Source organism: Tenacibaculum finnmarkense genomovar ulcerans, from assembly GCF_900239495.1.
Lineage (GTDB): Bacteria > Bacteroidota > Bacteroidia > Flavobacteriales > Flavobacteriaceae > Polaribacter > Polaribacter ulcerans.
Window position 1 is genome coordinate 16,305 of the sequence record NZ_OENE01000023.1, and the last position, 18,028, is coordinate 34,332.

Genomic DNA, 18,028 nt, shown 5'->3' on the forward strand with positions numbered 1-18,028 from the left:
ACTTATGAGCAAGTACACCGAAGACGATTTAAGAGAAGAGTTAGAAACCAAAGAATATGAATATGGTTTTTATACTGATATAGAAAGTGAAACCTTTGCAAAAGGGTTAAATGAAGATGTAGTTCGTGCTATTTCTAAAAAGAAAAACGAGCCGCAATGGATGACTGATTGGCGTTTAGAAGCCTTTAGAGTCTGGAAAGAAATGGAAGAACCTGAATGGGCAAATGTTCATTACGAAAAACCAAAATTTCAAGACATTGCCTATTATTCAGCACCAAAAGAAAAGCCAAAATTAAACAGTTTAGATGAAGTTGACCCTGAATTATTGGACACTTTTAAACGTTTAGGAATTTCTTTAGATGAACAAAAAAAATTAGCTAATGTAGCTGTTGATATTGTAGTAGATTCTGTTTCTGTTGCAACAACTTTTAGAGAAACTTTAGGTAAAAAAGGTATTATTTTTATGCCTATTTCTGAAGCTATTCAAGAACATCCTGAATTAGTAAGAAAATATTTAGGAACTGTTGTTCCAACTACCGATAATTTTTACTCAGCGTTAAATTCAGCCGTTTTTTCTGATGGATCTTTCTGTTATATTCCAAAAGGTGTTCGTTGCCCAATGGAATTATCAACTTACTTCAGAATTAATGAAGGAGGAACAGGACAATTCGAAAGAACTTTAGTTGTTGCTGATAAAGGAAGTTATGTTTCTTACCTTGAAGGTTGTACCGCTCCTAGTAGAGATGAAAATCAGTTACATGCCGCAGTTGTTGAATTAATTGCCATGGATGATGCTGAAATTAAGTATTCTACTGTGCAAAACTGGTATCCTGGAAATAAAGAAGGAAAAGGTGGGGTTTACAATTTTGTAACTAAAAGAGCCATTTGTGAAACCAACGCCAAAGTTTCTTGGACACAGGTAGAAACAGGTTCGGCAGTTACTTGGAAATACCCTAGTTGTATTTTAAAAGGAGATAATTCTGTTGGAGAATTTTATTCAATAGCAGTTACCAATAATTATCAGCAAGCTGATACTGGTACTAAAATGATTCACTTAGGTAAAAATACCAAGTCAACCATTATATCAAAAGGAATATCCGCAGGAAAATCACAAAACTCTTATAGAGGATTAGTTCAAATTGGCCCTCGTGCCGATAATGCGCGTAACTTCTCGCAATGTGATTCTTTACTAATGGGTAATCAGTGTGGTGCACACACCTTTCCTTATATTGAAACAAAAAATAAATCGGCACAGATAGAACACGAAGCAACGACAAGTAAAATTGGTGAAGACCAATTATTTTACTGTAACCAACGTGGAATAGATACCGAAAAAGCAATTGCATTAATCGTAAATGGTTTTAGTAAAGAAGTACTAAATAAATTACCAATGGAATTTGCTGTAGAAGCACAAAAATTATTAGAAATCAGTTTAGAAGGAAGCGTTGGTTAATAGCCAATAACAAAGATATATTACCATGTTAAAAATAGAAAATTTACACGCTAACATAGAAGATAAATCAATCTTAAAGGGATTGAATTTAGAAATTAAAGCAGGAGAAGTTCATGCTATTATGGGTCCTAACGGAGCTGGTAAAAGTACCTTAGCTTCTGTAATTTCAGGAAAAGAAGAATACGAAGTAACCGACGGATTAATAACCTTAAATGGTGAAGATATTGGTGAATTAGCTCCTGAAGAAAGAGCACATAAAGGTATCTTTTTATCATTTCAATATCCTGTTGAAATCCCTGGAGTTTCTGTAACAAACTTTATAAAAACGGCAATTAACGAAAATCGTAAAGCCAAAGGTTTAGAAGACATGCCTGCAAAAGATATGTTAAAAATGATTCGTGAGAAATCAGAATTGTTAGAAATTGACCGTAAATTTTTATCACGTTCTTTAAACCAAGGGTTTTCTGGAGGAGAAAAGAAACGTAATGAAATTTTTCAAATGGCAATGCTTGAACCTAAATTAGCCATTTTAGATGAAACCGATTCTGGTTTAGATATTGATGCCTTGCGTATTGTAGCAAACGGAGTTAATAAATTAAAATCGAAAGATAATGCAGTAATTGTTATTACACATTACCAACGTTTATTAGATTATATCGTTCCTGATTTTGTTCACGTTTTATACAATGGTCAAATTGTAAAATCTGGCGATGCTTCTTTAGCCCTAGAGCTTGAAGAAAAAGGATATGATTGGATTAAAGATGAAGTTAATTCTTAAAAGATAGATGGAATTAAAAGACAAAATAACCGCCTCGTACGTTGCCTTTGAAAATGGCGAAGATATTAATTCTGATCTGCACGATATTAGAAGTAAAGCACTACAAAATTTTGAAGAATTAGGATTTCCTACTAAGAAATTAGAAGCTTGGAAATACACTTCTTTAAACTCAGTGTTAAAGCACGATTATAATATTTTTCCAAATTCGGAAGATGCTATAGAATTGGCAGATGTAAAGAAATATTTTATCCACGATATAGATACTTATAAAGTAGTTTTTATCAATGGAAAATACAGCTCTTTTTTATCAGAAACAACACACGACACTATTGATGTTTGCTTAATGTCATCAGCATTAACCAAGCCTAAATATAAAGCTATTATTGAAAAACACTTCAATAAAATAGCTAAGCAAGATAATTTAACAGCATTAAATACCGCCTTTGCAAACGAAGGAGCGTATATTTATATTCCTAAAAATGTAGAGGTTCAAAAGCCAATACAAATTATCTATTTTACAACCGGTAATCAAGAAGCTGTTATGACACAGCCTCGTAATTTAATTATTGCCGAGCAAAACGCACATGTTCAAATTATTGAGCGTCATCAAAGTTTAACTTCGAACCCTGTTTTAACAAATGCGGTTACCGAAGTTTATGCTGCTAAAGATGCTACGGTTGATATGTATAAAATTCAAAATGACCATGAAAATGCGTCATTGGTTGACAATGCTTATATAGAGCAGAAATCGAACAGTATTGTTTCGGTACATACTTTTTCTTTTGGAGGAAATATTACACGTAATAACTTAAACTTTTATCAAAGAGGCGAACATATCGATTCTATTTTAAAAGGAATTACGATTTCTGAAGGAAAACAACATATCGATCATCATACCTTGGTGCATCATATTGAACCAAATTGCGAATCGCATCAAGATTATAAAGGGATTTACGGCGGACGTTCTACAGCAGTTTTCAACGGTAAAGTAATTGTTGAAAAAGAAGCTCAAAAAACAAATGCGTATCAGCAAAACAACAATGTTTTAATTAGTGATAAAGCAACAATCAATGCAAAACCACAATTAGAAATTTTTGCTGATGATGTAAAATGTTCACACGGTTGTACTATTGGTCAATTAGACGAAGATGCATTATTTTACATGCAACAACGTGGGATTCCTAAAAAAGAAGGAAAAGCATTATTAATGTATGCCTTTGCCAACACGGTTTTAGAAAGTGTAAAAATACCAGAAGTTAAAAAGCGAATTAATAAATTAATAGCTACTAAATTAGGTGTTGATATTGGTTTTTAATTTGTAAAAATCATTCTAAACATATTATATAAAAAAGACCATTCAATTATTTTGAATGGTCTTTTTTGTATTTATTAGTTAGAGTTTGTTTAAATTTCAGATTCTAATTTACCACAGTCTTTTTTATAATTTCAATGAAAGCAACACCATTTTCAATTCTGAAAAAGAAAATTTATTTTCCGTTTTTTTTCTTAATTCGCTCAGACTTTTAAACTCAGTTTCTTCAATAGTTTGCACCAACTCTTTATACTTTTTTAAAGGTATAACATCTAATACATCAATATCTCCTGAACTAATATAACTCATTAAATGTGTTTCAATTGTATTTAAAGTTAGCCCTCTTTTAGTTGCTATTTCTTTTGCTGATAGTCCTTGTTTAAAAAAAGAATAGCTAATTTCTCTGGTAGGTATTTTTATTTCAGTTCTTTTTTTTACAGCTAATTTTCCTGTTTTTGAAACCGTTTTAACCGACTCTTTTAATTTATTTTTCTTACAATAAAGACTAACGGCGTCTAAAATTTGACCACCATATTTTTGCACCCTAACCTTTCCCATCCCTTCTACTTTTAACAACTCTTGAGCGGTTTTAGGAAGCATATCGCAAATTGCATACAATGTTTTTTGACTAAAAATTTGAAAAGGAGCCGTATTTTGTTTTTTAGAAATTTCATCCCTTAACATACGTAAACTTACCGCCAAAGCAGGATCTTTTGCTGAGACAAAGGCTTTTTTAACAGGCTTTTCGGTATTTAGTAAAACTGCATCGGCACGAATTTGCAAATAATCTTTTACCTTAAAAGTATCTTTTAATTTTAAGAAGCAATATAATTTAATCGATAGTAAATTTTTTAAGGTATAAATTTGAGTTTCTAAGTCTTTTTGAACTGCTTTATTATCGGTAGAAAAAGAAATTCCGCTTAATGGTTTTTTTATAAACTCTTGCGTTTGCGTTTTAAAATAAGTAATTGCCTTTGCAAATCTATCATTAATTACAGTGCTATTTTCAGCTAATTCTGTTTCTTTAGAAAGCACTTCTAGTTGATTTTTAAAACCATTTGCAATTTTTAATAATGGAATAATTCCGTCATCTTTAATAGTTTCTAAATGAGAAATCATAATACCGTTTAAACTGGTTTGATTTTTATAAAAAATATCAATAGCCCTTGTGGTTGGATATAAAAGCGGGCGGAAATCAAATAATTCGGCAATTAAATTAAGCTGATATTTTTTTTCTGAATCATCTAAAACAGTTTTATCAGGAATATTCTGGCTTACATTTTTATTAAAAGAATCTACGGTTCTATCGTTAATAATTGAACTACTTCCAATCCTTGTTTTCAAAACAATGCCTTCTAAACTCGTACATCTACTAAGAGCCACATAAGTTTGACCGTGTGCAAAAGAAGCTTCGGCATCAATAATTGCTTTTTCAAAAGTTAGCCCTTGACTTTTATGAATGGTAATTGCCCAAGCCAATCGCAACGGAATTTGCGTAAAAGAACCCGCAACATCTTCTTTTATTTCTTTAGTTTGATCATCGATTGAATAGCTGATATTCTCCCAAATTTCTTTCTTTGTTTCAATTTCAAAATCATCATTAGGGCATTTTACGTAAATAGTATCATCATCAATACTTTTTATTTCGCCAATTTTACCATTGAAGTATCTTTTTTCAGGTGAGCTATCATTTTTAATAAACATCACCTGAGCGCCTACTTTTAATTCTAAATCATCACTATTTGGATAGGAGTTTTCATTAAATTTACCAGATACTTCTGCTTTAAAAAAGAAACTTTTCTTCTTTATTTTTTCTAATTCTAGCGTATTAATTGCCTCTGCCCTTTTATTATGCGTGGTTAATGTAATATAACCATCTTGTTTTTTAGGCTGAAAATTAGGGTCATATCTTTCATTTAATATTTTTTCAGAATCATAAGACAAAGAGTCATTTCTGATTTCATTTAATATTTTTATAAAAGCATCATTCTTCTGTCTATAGATTTTCTTTAGTTCGATAGCTATTGTATTCGACTCTTGAAAAGCCTTGCTACTAAAAAAATAAACCGATTTATAATGCTCTTGTAAAATACTCCAATCATTTGGGCGTACCACAGGCGATAATTGCTGTAAATCGCCAATCATTAAAACCTGTGCACCGCCAAAAACTTTATGACGATTTTTATATTTTCTTAAAACTTGGTCAATTCCGTCTAATAAATCGGCTCGCACCATACTAATTTCATCGATTATTACTAAATCTAACGATCGGATAATATCTATTTTTGTTTTATTAAACTTTCGTTGCTGACTCGAGGTATTTTCAATTTGATTTGGTAAAATAGGACCAAAAGGCATCTGAAAAAAAGAATGAATCGTTGCCCCTTTTGCGTTAATTGCCGCAACACCAGTGGGCGCTACAATAACCATTCTTTTTAAAGATTCATTTTTTATTTTATGTAAAAAAGTAGTTTTTCCTGTTCCTGCTTTTCCTGTGATAAAAAGGTTTCTATCTGTTTTTTCTATAAACTGAACGGCAAGGTCTAATTCTTTATTTTCTATCATCACAAAATTATTCTACGCTATTTATTGGAGCTGTAAAAGTACTTTTTTTAAAATACTCTTTTATTTTAATTTGAATAGAATACTCACTAATAAAAAATCCTACACATTTTGCGTAGGATTTCATTTCGTATTCTATAATAGTATAGGCAACCACGTTTAAATTATCTAAAAACCCACGCTTTATAATTAGTAGAACGCTCTAATTCATCTTCAATATTATCTGGTAATTCAGGGAAAAAATCGATTCCTGTTTTTGCTTCTAAAGCATCAATAGAAACCACAAATTCATACAACGGTTTTTTACTTTTTTTATGAGGTATTAAAAAAGCAATCGCTTTTGCTTGGCTTGGATTTGTATAATCTACAATTATTTTATAAAACTCTTTAGGAATAGAAACTTTATCGCGTCCGATAGTTCTTAAATCATCTTGTAAAATACCACCTGTTACCACATATATATTTTGATATTTCTTAGCCCAATAACGCGTTTTTTCTTCTAATCGAAGCCAAATTCCTGCATTAAAACTATGTCTTTGTGGCGTAACATTAGAGGTATAAAAAGTTTCATTATACGCCTCTACCGAATATTTTTTATCGGCAGCAGGGCATAAATGACCTCTATCATACCCTGATTTTTTATAACTTTTATAATTTGCCGACCGTGTTTTTACCTTCGGATCATTAATAAAATAAGGACGCTTAATTTTAGTGGTCTTAATATCATTTTTACTTAAAGAATACGCCACCCATTCTGCCTGTTCATGTTTTTCGTTATACGATAATTGATACCCATCATGCTTTACAATAACGCCCGTTGTTGAAGTTGGTAAATAATTAAATCCACTAGGATTTCGTGTAACATCTGTGGTAGTATCGCCAGGAGTTTGTTTTAATAAACACCCAGTAATAAGGACAATAATTGCTACAATTAATTTTATTTTTTTAGATATACTCATTAAATATTATTTACTATTATTTTAAGATAATTTCTTGAAAATCGGCTGTTTTTTCTACTTTATTGAAAATTGTTTGAAATTTTTCAGACGGAACCGTTAATTTTCTTTTTACCAAATCTAACCAAGCTCCATAAACGGTAATTACTGCCGATAAATCGCCTTTTTCATTAAAAACTTCATGTTGAATTTTCCAACGCTCGCCTTTGTTTGATAATCCAATAATTTTAAGATTTACCGAAATATCAGTTCCCATGTGAACTTCACGTAAAAATTTGGTGTTTTCTTCAAATAAAATAGGACCTGTTTTTTCTTTAGTAAAATCTTGAATAAAAATATTGTGTTCTTTAAAAAAACGCAATCTAACTTCGGCAGCATAATCGTTGTATGCGGTATGACGCATATGAATATTGGCATCAAAATCGGCCCATCGTGTTTTAAATTGTACGCTAAAACTCATCTGTTCTTTTTTAATAACAAAAGTACATCATAATTTATAATATTGAAATTCAGTCAAACTGTTTTCAAAAATCATTTTTAATAATGGATTATCTACGTTTTTTATATAAATAAAAACGAATTCCTGTTATGTAAAGAATCAGTGGAATAAACCCTGTAATAAAAACTAAAATACGATGAAAAAAGCCGAATGATTCGCCAATATGAATTGGATACATTTGTGCTGTTATTCTCAAAGATAATGGATTTTTATAAAAAGAATTTATTTTAACTATTGTTAAATTTTTATCTGTAAAAATATCTGTTGATTTTCTAAGTCCACTTTCAATTTTAAGCGTGTTTATAAACCTAAATCGATAATATTCATCTTTTTTTGAAGGATAATATATTGACCAAAGTTTATCATCAGGAAATAACCTTTTTGTTTGCTTTTCAATATCGAAAAAACCGCCTATTTTGGTTTTATGAATACTAGAATTTTCTGCTATTTTATACGCTGGTAATGCCGATAATAATATTCTATATTCTTTATAAAAAGTAAAATATGCTCCTGAAAAAGAAAGCATTATTAATGGAATTATAAAATAAATTCCTGCTACTTTATGCAAATTATAATTAAATTTCTTTTTAGAAGAATACCAATTTATCGTAAACCCTTTTTTCCATCTTTTTTTATAGCTCCTACGCCACAATAAAAACCCTGAAATTAATATCAAAAAGCAAAAAATAAGAGATGACACTCCTATAATATAACTTCCATAAGGTTTAAAACATAAGTTTCTATGAAGTTGTAACAGTGTTTCAAAAAAGGAGTTTGTTTTTAAATTACTTCCTAAATAAACACCCTTTTCAGGATGATAATAAGAAGTTGTTCCGTTTAAAAAAGTTAAAATAATGTAATTATTTTTTCGATAAGGAAGTTGTATTTTTTTGATAGAATCACCATGTATTTCTGTTAGTTTAGCGACTGTCTGAATATTTTTTTGATAAGGTATCTTTGTTTTATTAAAAGTATCAATATTTAATTCTTTAGCTGTTAAATAAGCAGCAATTTCAGGTTGCCAAAGATATAAAGAGCCTGTTATTCCTGAAAAAGAAACAATAAGTCCAACAGTTAAACCAAGCCATAAATGAAGTATTTTAATTATTTTATAGGGTTTCATTTACTTCGTTACATATTAAAAAAAAGCGAATGAAAATCATTCGCTTTTTTTGATAAAATTATTTATTTAATTATTTTCTTCTAAAATTCATAAACCACTCCTAGTTTAGCATTTATTCCTTCACCTGCGCTAGTTTGACTTCTTAATGGGGCTGCCCATTGTGCTCTTGCAGGTAAAAAGAACTCATTTAATAAGTTATTTACCGCAACCGATAATTTTATATTATTTTTTACAGTATATGTACTTGAAAAATTAAGCATTGTGTATCCTTTTACAGGTACTTCTCTATAATTATAAGAATATATACCTTCTTTTTCCTTCGGATTAAATCGATTACGATTACCCGTATAAATTAAACGCACTGATGATGTTAAGTTTTTTATTGGTTGAATATTAATATATGCAGTCGTTTTAGGAGGAGAAACAACATCACCACCAATGTAGCTTAAGTCATTTGGATTTCCTGGAGTATGTTTTAATCCTTCAACAAAAGAATACGAACCACCAAATTGTAATTTATCATTTAAGAAAGTAAAATCAGTAGAAACTTCGGCTCCATATATTTTTTGAGGATTTTTAGATTGTTCAAACCGATTAATATCATCGTTAAAAATAAGCCCCAACCCGAAGTTTGAAGTACTATAAAAACCTACAGCTTCGAAACGTACGTGCTTAAATTTTGATAAAAATCCAAATTCGTAATTGTTTGTTTTGATCGCGTTAATATCTAAATGATTTACATTATCAGCCATTGCAGTTCTTAATGTTCTACCTAAATCAGGTAGAGAAAACCCTTGAGAATAACTTGCATAAGGTATAAATTCATCATTTTTAATATATCTAAGCCCTAAGTTTATCGCGGTATTTTTAAAATCTAAATCACCACCAATAACATTAACAGGATCTGTAAAATTATTATCTGACTTAGATGAGTAAGGTAATGTAGTAAAATTTTCAATTTTAAGATTCATCGCATCGTAACGTACACCTGCTTTAAAAACCCAATCTTGATTATATTTAAATTTAGCTTGCAAATATGGTGCGTAGCTAAATAAATTTAAATTAGGAACCCATAAGCGTCCATCTAATAACCCTTGGTTTGTTTTATCTTTTAAAATATCAACACCATAAGTAAAAGACGTATTTACGGGAGAATCGATGTTTAAAACAGTATGAAAATTAGGTCTAAAACCTATTTTTTCTGAATTTACAACAGACTGTCCACCACCAACAAACCTAGGAGAATAGAAAAATATATTTTTACTTTTTTGATAAAATACATCAGTATCTAAATTTGTTGTACCGTTAAAAATATCAGATAATTGATACTTTAATTGTGCATTTGTAGTGGTAACTCCTGTTTCACTACCTAGTATCGGATTTGTTGATGTTGGTAATATTCCTTTTCCTGGAGTTATTTTGTAATCTCCTTCTTTATTTAATACCGTTATTGAACCTAATGTAGCGACAAAAGGAGTGTTTTGACGAGTTTGATAATGATTCGCCATTAAACTTAATTTTTGATTGTCATTAAGTTGATAGCCTAATTTTAATAAACCACTAAATATTTTTGTGTTATCTAAACCATAAGTAGGTAGTAATACTTCGCCATTGGCATCATATTTATTACCAGTTTGCTCGTAACTTCCAGAGGCATAATATGAAAAGTCATTCATATTTCCTGATAAAGATTGGTATGCTCCCCAACCTAAAGCATCCTTAACTCTTTTTAAGTTTGCTGTTTGCCACAAATTCGTTTTACCGCTTAATTTTTTATATTTATTTGGCTTTTTTGTAATATAGTTTATAATACCACCATCTCCACCATTACCATAAATAGCAGTAGCTCCTTTTATAACTTCAACTCTAGCAATATCATTTGGATTTAAAGATTTTAAACCCACTTTAGCATTTCTAAGAGGTGTAGATTGCGGTATTCCATCTACCATTACTAGCAGTTGTCTACCACGAAGTGTTTGCCCCCAATTAGAATAAGTTCCTGTACTAGAAGCTAAACCAGGGACAGAAAACTCTAAAATATCATTAATATTCGTAGTCGTTGTACCTAATTTTTCCAACTCCCTTGTTCCTACAATTGTAATAGAAGCAGGTATTTCTGAAATTTTTTCTGAAGTTCTTCCTGCAGAAACAACAATTTCATCTAATTTACTAGAATCCTCTTCTAAGGTTATGTTTAGGATTGTAGTATTTTTATTGATAATGATATTTTTAACTTCTGTTTTGTATCCTAAAGATTGAAACGTTATTAAATACGTTGCTTTTTCTAAATTTTTAAGTTCGTATTTTCCTTCAATATTTGCTGTTGTTCCTTTTTCTATTTTTTTTATAAAAATAGCAGCCCCTACAATTCCCTCTCCATGCGTATCAGTAATAGTTCCTGTTAGTACATTTTGTGAATACGCACTAAATACCGAGAATAATGTTATTAATAAAATTTTATATATTTTCATTTTAGTTATTTTTGGATGCAAAAATACAACTTATTCTTATTTAGAGTAAATAAATATAAATGTATTTTAAACCCCAAAAAAACTACCCCTTTACATCCAAAGCATCACGAAGTGTATTTCCTATTAGCATAAAAGCCATTACCAAACTCATAATTGCCAACCCTGGGATTAAGGCTAAAAAAGGCTTTCCTAAAATGATGTAATTATAATGATTTTTAATCATCGCGCCCCACGATGGTGTTGGAGGTTGCGCACCGATTCCTAAAAAACTCAAGCCACTTTCAATTAAAATAGCTGCGGCAAAATTAGCAGCTGATATCACAATAATCGGCGCTAAAATATTGGGTAAAATGTGTTTGAAAATAATTCTAAAATCAGAAAAACCTAAAGCTTTTGCCGCCACCACATACTGTTGCTGTTTGGTGGTAATTACCTGCCCACGTACTACACGAGCAACTTCTACCCACATGGTTAAGCCTACGGCGATAAACACCTGCCAAAAACCTTTTCCTAAAGCTAAAGTAATAGCGATTACCAATAATAATGTAGGAATAGACCAAGTAATATTAATAATCCACATAATAAAAGCATCTGTTTTCCCACCAAAATAACCTGCAATTGCTCCAACAGGAATACCGATTAAAAGCGATATAAAAACAGCTATAAATCCGATGAAAAATGAAATTCGTGCTCCAATTAACAGCCTACTTAATAAATCGCGCCCATATTTATCTGTTCCAAACCAAAATGTTTTTTGTTGAATATATTTTTCAGGTTCATTTTTAAATAAAGACAGTGGATATGCTTTTGATAAACCATCCGAATATTTTACAATTTCTAATTGATGCCCTTTTATTACATACGATTTTATAGGAATTTCCGTAGCAACATTTTTTTTTCCATCGATAAAAACCGAAAACCACGATTGTTTTTCTTTTGATTTTGATGGAATACTAAGCATTTGTACTGAAAAACCTGGTGATTTTGAATGAATTTCTAAGTGCATCTGATTTGCAGAATTGCTATTATCAGGCGCAATTAGATAACAGAAAACAGCCATACATCCGCAGAAAACGATAAATAAGAAACTAAAAACCCCTGTTTTACTTTCGAGGAATTTTCGGGTAGCTAACTGCCATAAAGAACCGTTTTTTTTAAAATTTAGCATCAAAATAAATGATTATTGTTTAAGAGTTGAAATATCCGTTCCTGTAGGGCTTTCAAAAACTTCTAAATTAAAATACGATACACTTGCCAAAATATGGTCAAAAATATCTGCCATATCTCGTTCATAAGCAACCCACGATTTATTTTTACAAAACGCATATATTTCTAACGGAATACCATTTTGGGTAGGCTGTAATTGACGAGACATAAACAATAATTCTTGATTTATCTTCGGATGTTGTTTTAAATATTCGTCTAAATATTTACGAAACATCCCAAAATTAGTTAAGTTTCTACCGTTAATTAAAATCGATTTATCAATATTATTTGTAGTATTATAAGCTTGCACATCGCTATAAGCTTCGCTTACATAATCAGAAATTAGCGCTATTTTTTTATAATGAGCAACATCGGCATCTGTTAAAAATTCAATGCTATTTATTTTAATTAATACCGAGCGTTTTATTCTACGTCCGCCAGAATTATCCATGGCACGCCAGTTTTTAAACGATTCAGAAATCAACGAATACGTAGGAATACTCGTTACGGTATTGTCAAAATTTTGCACAATTACCGAGGCTAAATTAATTGCTGTTACATTTCCATCGGCATTGTATTTATCAATGGTAATCCAATCATTTAAACGCACCGTATCGTTTACCGTTATTTGAATACTTGCTACAAAACCTAAAATTGTATCCTTAAAAATAAGTAATAAAACAGCCGAAAAAGCTCCTAAAGCCGTTAAAAAACGAATCAATGGTTTTCCTGTTATTATCGAAAACGAAATAACAAAACCGATAATCCATAAAACAATCATAAAAATTTGAACATAACTCTCTAAAGGCTTGTCTTTAAAGGCGGTTAAAGTTCTTAAAAAATCTTTAATTGTTAATAAAATACTTCGAACAAACCAGATGATTGAAAGTAAAATAGCTAAATTAATAAAACGTTGTCCATAGTTTAAAACATTAGGAAAATCAATTAAAAGAGGAGCTAGTAAAGAATATAAGAATAAAAAAACTACAATTCGAGAAGCATTTAAAAACACCCGATTATTCAATAAAAAATCATCAAAATTAGTGCTTGTTTTTGATACTAGTTTTTTTACAAATCGCGTTCCATAATGACGGAATAATTTAAAAAAAATATAGCCTAAAATTCCAATAACAAGTAAGTTTGCTATCAAATTTAAGTTAATTGCTAATGCTTCTGAGGTTGAAAAATAATTTTTAATTAACCGATAAAAAGATTTACTTATCATAATTTTATTTGAGTATCAAAAGTAGGAATTTCTAGGGCAATTGTTACTTATTTTTTTCAAAACACTATAACTATTTATTTGGAGCTATTTCCCGCTTTTCGCACTCGCTCTTTTTTTAAAAGAAAAAAAAGGAGCTCAAACAATTGCTACAATCGGGGCTAGGTATTTGTGCATCATTTTATAAAACCGAACTTAATACATTAACTCATTAACGATAAATTTTTAAAATGTGTATGTTTGCATAGCATAACAAACAACAAATAAACAGATGAAAGCATATATTTTTCCAGGTCAAGGAGCACAATTTACAGGAATGGGATTAGATTTATATGAAAAATATCCTTTAGCCCAAGAGCTATTTGAAAGCGCAAACGATATATTAGGTTTTAGTATTACAGACGTAATGTTTGAAGGTACAGCCGAACAATTAAAACAAACAAAGGTAACTCAGCCAGCTATTTTTTTACATTCGGTAATTTTAGCAAAGGTTTTAGGCGATAATTTTAAACCAGAAATGGTTGCAGGACACTCCTTAGGAGAATTATCAGCATTGGTAGCAAACGGTGTTTTATCGTTTAAAGATGGCTTAACCTTAGTTTCAAAAAGAGCTTTGGCAATGCAAAAAGCCTGTGAAATAAAGCCATCAACCATGGCAGCTGTTTTAGGTTTAGAAGATAAAATTGTTGAAGATACTTGTGCCGAAATTGATGGAATTGTAGTGGCGGCAAATTATAACTGCCCTGGACAATTAGTAATTTCAGGAGAAGTAACAGCTATTGAAAAAGCCTGTGAAATATTAACAGAAAAAGGCGCACGTAGAGCTTTAGTTTTACCTGTTGGAGGTGCATTTCATTCTCCAATGATGGAACCTGCTCGTGAGGAATTAGCAAAAGCAATTCAAGAAACTACTTTTAGTGAGCCAACTTGCCCTGTATATCAGAATGTAGTGGCAAAAGCAGTAACTAGTCCTGAGGAAATTAAAGAAAATTTAATAGCCCAATTAACTGCTCCTGTAAAATGGACGCAGTGTATTCAGGCAATGGTTGCCGATGGAGGAACTGAGTTTATTGAAGTTGGTCCTGGTAAAGTGTTACAAGGATTAATGCGTAAAATAGATAAAAGCGTTGCCGCAAGCGCAGCTGTTTTACCTGTAGAGTCAACTGAAATTTAAGATTATTTTACACCTAATTATTCAATAAAAAACCTCCAACTATTTACTTAGCTGGAGGTTTTGTTTTGTGTTTAATACTATGTTTATTACTATTTAAAGAAAATAAATATTAGTTGTTTTCGTAAAAAGTAACCGTTCCGCTGTCTTCATTAGAAACCACTAATAAGGCTTTTCCTGTTGGGCTATCTGCTGCTGATATTGCCAATAAACCTTCAGGACCTTCATCGCCAGTATGAGATAAAATATCTAAAAATACAGGAGCCGTTGGGTTGGTTATATCATAGACCATAACTTGATCGTTTCTTTCTAAACCAACAAATAAAATATAACGCTCATTACCGATATTTAAAATTTCAACACTTTCAGGCTCTGCTCCTTTGTCATCGCTTCTTTTGTCATCGTCATTAAAACGGCTTTGTGTAGCTTTTAAAGTTTGGGTAGCAATACTGTTTGCGCTGTCGTATAAAAGCGAGCCATTATCGCCCGACCATACACTAAATGAACGAGCTCCGTAACTGTAAAGTGTTTCTACTTTTCCATCATTATTGACATCACCTAAAGTGGTAGTGGTTTTTAATCTTCCTAAATTTGCTTTGTCTAAATAATTTAATGAAGCATCGAAAACAGTTTCATCTAAGGTTAATTCATCCATTCTAACTTCTTCGCTAAAACCTTTATAATCTCTAGAATCTCCTTCGTTTGCAGAAAAAATATAATCAACGCCGCCAATATTTGCATATTTAATAGCATCTGGCTGATACATTCCTTTTACTGGCCAATTTTTTAATTCTTTTTTATCGTCTTTATCACTAGCATCAATGCTGTTTTTAGCAAGGTTGTAGTCTTTAAAACCTAAAGGATAAATTGCTTCAATTGTTTTGGTAGCTAAGTTTACTTTTGCGATTCCATTGTTTTCTTGTAAAGAAATCCAAGCAGTTTTAGAATCATCAGAAATAGCAACATATTCAGGTTCTACATCTTGCGATAAAGAAGCATTTGGTCCAAAAACTCGAAATCCATTTTTTTCTAACGCACTTTCATCTGAATTAAAAGCATCAAAATTTAAAGTAGTAACCTCTTTATTTTCGATATTAATAATACTTATAGTTCCTTTTGGGTCGTTTGTATAATCATCGTTTGGCTCGCCTTCGTTAGCAGAAACAATTGTTTTTCCATCGGGTGAAAATGCCAGCATATCGGGCAATGCGCCTACAGTAAATTGACTTATTAGTTTATTATCGGCAGTATTGTATAGTAAAATTTTCCCTGCATTTTGTTTGATTGTTGCTTCTACGGCAACGGCTAATTTTCCATCAAGAACGGCAACACTGTTTGGCGAACCGTAAGCAGTTAAATTTATTTTTTCTTTTTTAGGATTATTTAAATCAGAAATATCATTTATAGAAATTTCTTGAGATTCCACATTAACCGTAAATAATTTTTTCGATATCTTATCGAATGCCGAAATTTCTGAAGCGCCTTCACCACCAATTTTGATACTTGTTTTATAACTAAAATTTACGTTTGTATTTATTATTTTTTTTACAGGTTCATCTTCATTTTGACAACCGATTGCTAAAACACTTAAAGTGCTTAAAATAATTTTTTGAAATGTTTTCATTAGATGTTTTTGTTAATTTTTGTTGCTACAAAACTGAGCTATTTCTTTGATGTTAATGTTAGTAAAAAGATAAGGAATAATTAAAACACTGCCTTATTTCGGCTTAAATATGTTTAAAATGAATGATTTATGTTAGCAGTAGTTTGTTTTTAGTCTGTTAACCTAAAAGCTGCTTTAAATTTTATTTTTTAAAAAAATATGACAGAAAAATAAGGAATAGCATCTGTCAACCTGAATTTATTTCAGGTTCGCATCCTGATTTTCCGTCGTTATTCTCTTTTTTTTGATGATTCTTGTCAATTCTTGTCAATTCGAGTGATTTTAATGACTAAAAGGAATTAAAATTGTATCGAGAATTTGAATTCTTTTATCTTCATTTATTTTGATGATAAAAAAGTTCTCAATAGCATTTTTTTGAAGGAAAAAATCACTCGAACTGACTCTAAAAATTTAAAACAGTGTACAAATGCCTAGCCCCGATTGAAGCTTTGTTTGAGCTCTTTTTTGTTTTTCTTTTAAAAAACAAAAAAAGCGAGTGCGGAAAGCGGGAAATTGCTTCTAATAAAAAAAACAGAACTCAATAAAAAATATTGAATCCTGTTTTTAATTGTTATAAAAAAATAAATTATATTACTGTTTTTTTTGCCATTTCCAAGAAGATAATAACGCATCTTCTAAGGTTTTTTCAGTTTTCCAATTCAACTCTTTATTGGCAATTGTAGTGTCGGCATATGCGGCGGTAATATCACCTGCTCGTTTCGCCACAATTTTATAATTTAGTTTTTTATGAGTAACTTTTTCAAAAGTATTAATCACTTCTAAAACAGAACTTCCTGTTCCTGTACCTACATTGAAAAATTCAAAATTAGTTTTATTTTTCTTTTCTAATAAACGATTTAACGCCGCAATATGTGCTTTTGCTAAATCGACTACGTGAATATAATCACGAATTGCTGTTCCGTCAGGTGTATTGTAATCATCACCAAAAACAGCTAATTCTTTTCTAATCCCTGCGGCTGTTTGTGTTACATACGGAATTAAATTTTGAGGAACACCTAAAGGTAATTCACCAATTTTAAGACTGTCGTGCGCGCCTGTCGGATTAAAATAACGCAGTGCAATGGCATTTATATTATAAGCCTTACAGCTATCCTTTATAATTTCTTCACCAATTTGCTTGGTGTTTCCATAAGGAGATTCAGCAGGTTTTGTAGGCGCATTTTCGGTAATTGGCAATTCATCGGCTTGCCCGTAAACGGTACAAGATGAACTGAAAATAAAATTATCTAGTTTTCTGTTTCTAATTTCTTGCAATAAATACACTAAACTCCCGATATTATTTTCGTAATAATCTAACGGATTTTCAACGCTTTCACCAACAGCTTTAAAGGCTGCAAAATGAATAATTCCATCAACAGTATTATTGTTGAAAAAATTAGTAACGTTTTGTTTAATACGCAAATCTAATTGATGAAAATCGGGTTTTACGCCTGTTATTTCGGTAATTTTATCTAGAACAGTTATTTTAGAGTTTGATAAATCATCAATAATAACTACTTCAAAACCTTTGTTTTGTAATTCTACAACGGTGTGTGATCCTATAAAACCTAATCCGCCAGTTACTAATATCTTTTTCATGATTTTTTTATTG

13 protein-coding genes are annotated in these 18,028 nt (G+C 30.8%); 4 read left to right on the plus strand and 9 right to left on the minus strand.

The features are described from left to right. Positions 1–4: 4 nt before the first annotated feature. From sufB to sufD, 3 genes are read left to right on the plus strand one after another with little or no spacing between them, the layout of a single operon-like run. Positions 5–1,453 (plus strand): Fe-S cluster assembly protein SufB, encoded by a 1,449-nt coding sequence (gene sufB, locus DPIF8902391_RS07595; RefSeq protein ID WP_058885895.1) that lies wholly within the window; start codon positions 5–7, stop codon positions 1,451–1,453. Between the two features lie 25 nt (positions 1,454–1,478). Further along, positions 1,479–2,231: a Fe-S cluster assembly ATPase SufC gene (sufC, locus tag DPIF8902391_RS07600; RefSeq protein WP_058885896.1), complete on the plus strand. Its 753-nt coding sequence runs from the start codon at positions 1,479–1,481 to the stop codon at positions 2,229–2,231. Positions 2,232–2,238: 7 nt separating this feature from the next. Beyond that, positions 2,239–3,546 carry a Fe-S cluster assembly protein SufD gene (gene sufD / locus DPIF8902391_RS07605; RefSeq protein ID WP_172505477.1) on the plus strand — a complete coding sequence of 436 codons (1,308 nt, stop codon included), beginning with the start codon at positions 2,239–2,241 and terminating at the stop codon, positions 3,544–3,546. A gap of 123 nt (positions 3,547–3,669) precedes the next feature. Here the strand turns inward: sufD and DPIF8902391_RS07610 are convergent, their stop codons facing one another. The 7 genes from DPIF8902391_RS07610 to DPIF8902391_RS07640 all read right to left on the minus strand — a co-directional run bounded on the left by DPIF8902391_RS07610 (position 3,670) and on the right by DPIF8902391_RS07640 (position 13,585). Next, entirely contained in the window at positions 3,670–6,108 is a 2,439-nt protein-coding gene (locus DPIF8902391_RS07610; RefSeq protein ID WP_058885898.1) for a helix-turn-helix domain-containing protein, read from the minus strand. Positions 6,109–6,269: 161 nt separating this feature from the next. Further along, positions 6,270–7,064 (minus strand): DNA/RNA non-specific endonuclease, encoded by a 795-nt coding sequence (locus DPIF8902391_RS07615; protein ID WP_172505478.1) that lies wholly within the window; start codon positions 7,062–7,064, stop codon positions 6,270–6,272. Between the two features lie 16 nt (positions 7,065–7,080). After that, positions 7,081–7,521 (minus strand): acyl-CoA thioesterase, encoded by a 441-nt coding sequence (locus tag DPIF8902391_RS07620; protein ID WP_172505479.1) that lies wholly within the window; start codon positions 7,519–7,521, stop codon positions 7,081–7,083. An 88-nt stretch (positions 7,522–7,609) separates the two neighbouring features. Further along, the gene (locus tag DPIF8902391_RS07625) at positions 7,610–8,683 is read right to left on the minus strand and encodes a PepSY-associated TM helix domain-containing protein (RefSeq protein WP_058885900.1); all 1,074 of its coding nucleotides are present in this window, start codon (positions 8,681–8,683) and stop codon (positions 7,610–7,612) included. Between the two features lie 80 nt (positions 8,684–8,763). After that, a complete protein-coding gene (locus DPIF8902391_RS07630) occupies positions 8,764–11,154 on the minus strand; it encodes a TonB-dependent receptor (protein WP_172505480.1) in 2,391 nt (796 codons plus the stop codon). 82 nt (positions 11,155–11,236) lie between these two features. Next, positions 11,237–12,322 carry an ABC transporter permease gene (locus DPIF8902391_RS07635; RefSeq protein WP_172505481.1) on the minus strand — a complete coding sequence of 362 codons (1,086 nt, stop codon included), beginning with the start codon at positions 12,320–12,322 and terminating at the stop codon, positions 11,237–11,239. A 12-nt stretch (positions 12,323–12,334) separates the two neighbouring features. Further along, entirely contained in the window at positions 12,335–13,585 is a 1,251-nt protein-coding gene (locus tag DPIF8902391_RS07640; RefSeq protein ID WP_172505482.1) for a mechanosensitive ion channel family protein, read from the minus strand. 268 nt (positions 13,586–13,853) lie between these two features. Here DPIF8902391_RS07640 and fabD point away from each other — a divergent pair, with 268 nt between their 5' ends. Further along, positions 13,854–14,756, plus strand: coding sequence for an ACP S-malonyltransferase (gene fabD, locus DPIF8902391_RS07645; protein ID WP_172505483.1), 903 nt, complete (start codon positions 13,854–13,856; stop codon positions 14,754–14,756). 109 nt (positions 14,757–14,865) lie between these two features. Here fabD and DPIF8902391_RS07650 read toward each other — a convergent pair whose 3' ends face one another. Both DPIF8902391_RS07650 and galE read right to left on the minus strand, forming a co-directional pair. Beyond that, positions 14,866–16,377 (minus strand): choice-of-anchor I family protein, encoded by a 1,512-nt coding sequence (locus DPIF8902391_RS07650; protein WP_172505484.1) that lies wholly within the window; start codon positions 16,375–16,377, stop codon positions 14,866–14,868. Between the two features lie 630 nt (positions 16,378–17,007). Then, entirely contained in the window at positions 17,008–18,015 is a 1,008-nt protein-coding gene (gene galE, locus DPIF8902391_RS07655) for a UDP-glucose 4-epimerase GalE (RefSeq protein ID WP_172505485.1), read from the minus strand. Positions 18,016–18,028 lie beyond the last annotated feature (13 nt).

Coding starts and splice junctions, on each gene's coding strand:
- sufC (WP_058885896.1), top strand. CDS start 1,479: ATGTTAAAAATAGAAAATTTACACGCTAACATAGAAGATAAATCAATC.
- galE (WP_172505485.1), bottom strand. CDS start 18,015: ATGAAAAAGATATTAGTAACTGGCGGATTAGGTTTTATAGGATCACAC.
- DPIF8902391_RS07620 (WP_172505479.1), bottom strand. CDS start 7,521: ATGAGTTTTAGCGTACAATTTAAAACACGATGGGCCGATTTTGATGCC.
- DPIF8902391_RS07610 (WP_058885898.1), bottom strand. CDS start 6,108: ATGATAGAAAATAAAGAATTAGACCTTGCCGTTCAGTTTATAGAAAAA.
- sufD (WP_172505477.1), top strand. CDS start 2,239: ATGGAATTAAAAGACAAAATAACCGCCTCGTACGTTGCCTTTGAAAAT.
- DPIF8902391_RS07615 (WP_172505478.1), bottom strand. CDS start 7,064: ATGAGTATATCTAAAAAAATAAAATTAATTGTAGCAATTATTGTCCTT.
- fabD (WP_172505483.1), top strand. CDS start 13,854: ATGAAAGCATATATTTTTCCAGGTCAAGGAGCACAATTTACAGGAATG.
- DPIF8902391_RS07650 (WP_172505484.1), bottom strand. CDS start 16,377: ATGAAAACATTTCAAAAAATTATTTTAAGCACTTTAAGTGTTTTAGCA.
- DPIF8902391_RS07625 (WP_058885900.1), bottom strand. CDS start 8,683: ATGAAACCCTATAAAATAATTAAAATACTTCATTTATGGCTTGGTTTA.
- DPIF8902391_RS07635 (WP_172505481.1), bottom strand. CDS start 12,322: ATGCTAAATTTTAAAAAAAACGGTTCTTTATGGCAGTTAGCTACCCGA.
- DPIF8902391_RS07630 (WP_172505480.1), bottom strand. CDS start 11,154: ATGAAAATATATAAAATTTTATTAATAACATTATTCTCGGTATTTAGT.
- sufB (WP_058885895.1), top strand. CDS start 5: ATGAGCAAGTACACCGAAGACGATTTAAGAGAAGAGTTAGAAACCAAA.
- DPIF8902391_RS07640 (WP_172505482.1), bottom strand. CDS start 13,585: ATGATAAGTAAATCTTTTTATCGGTTAATTAAAAATTATTTTTCAACC.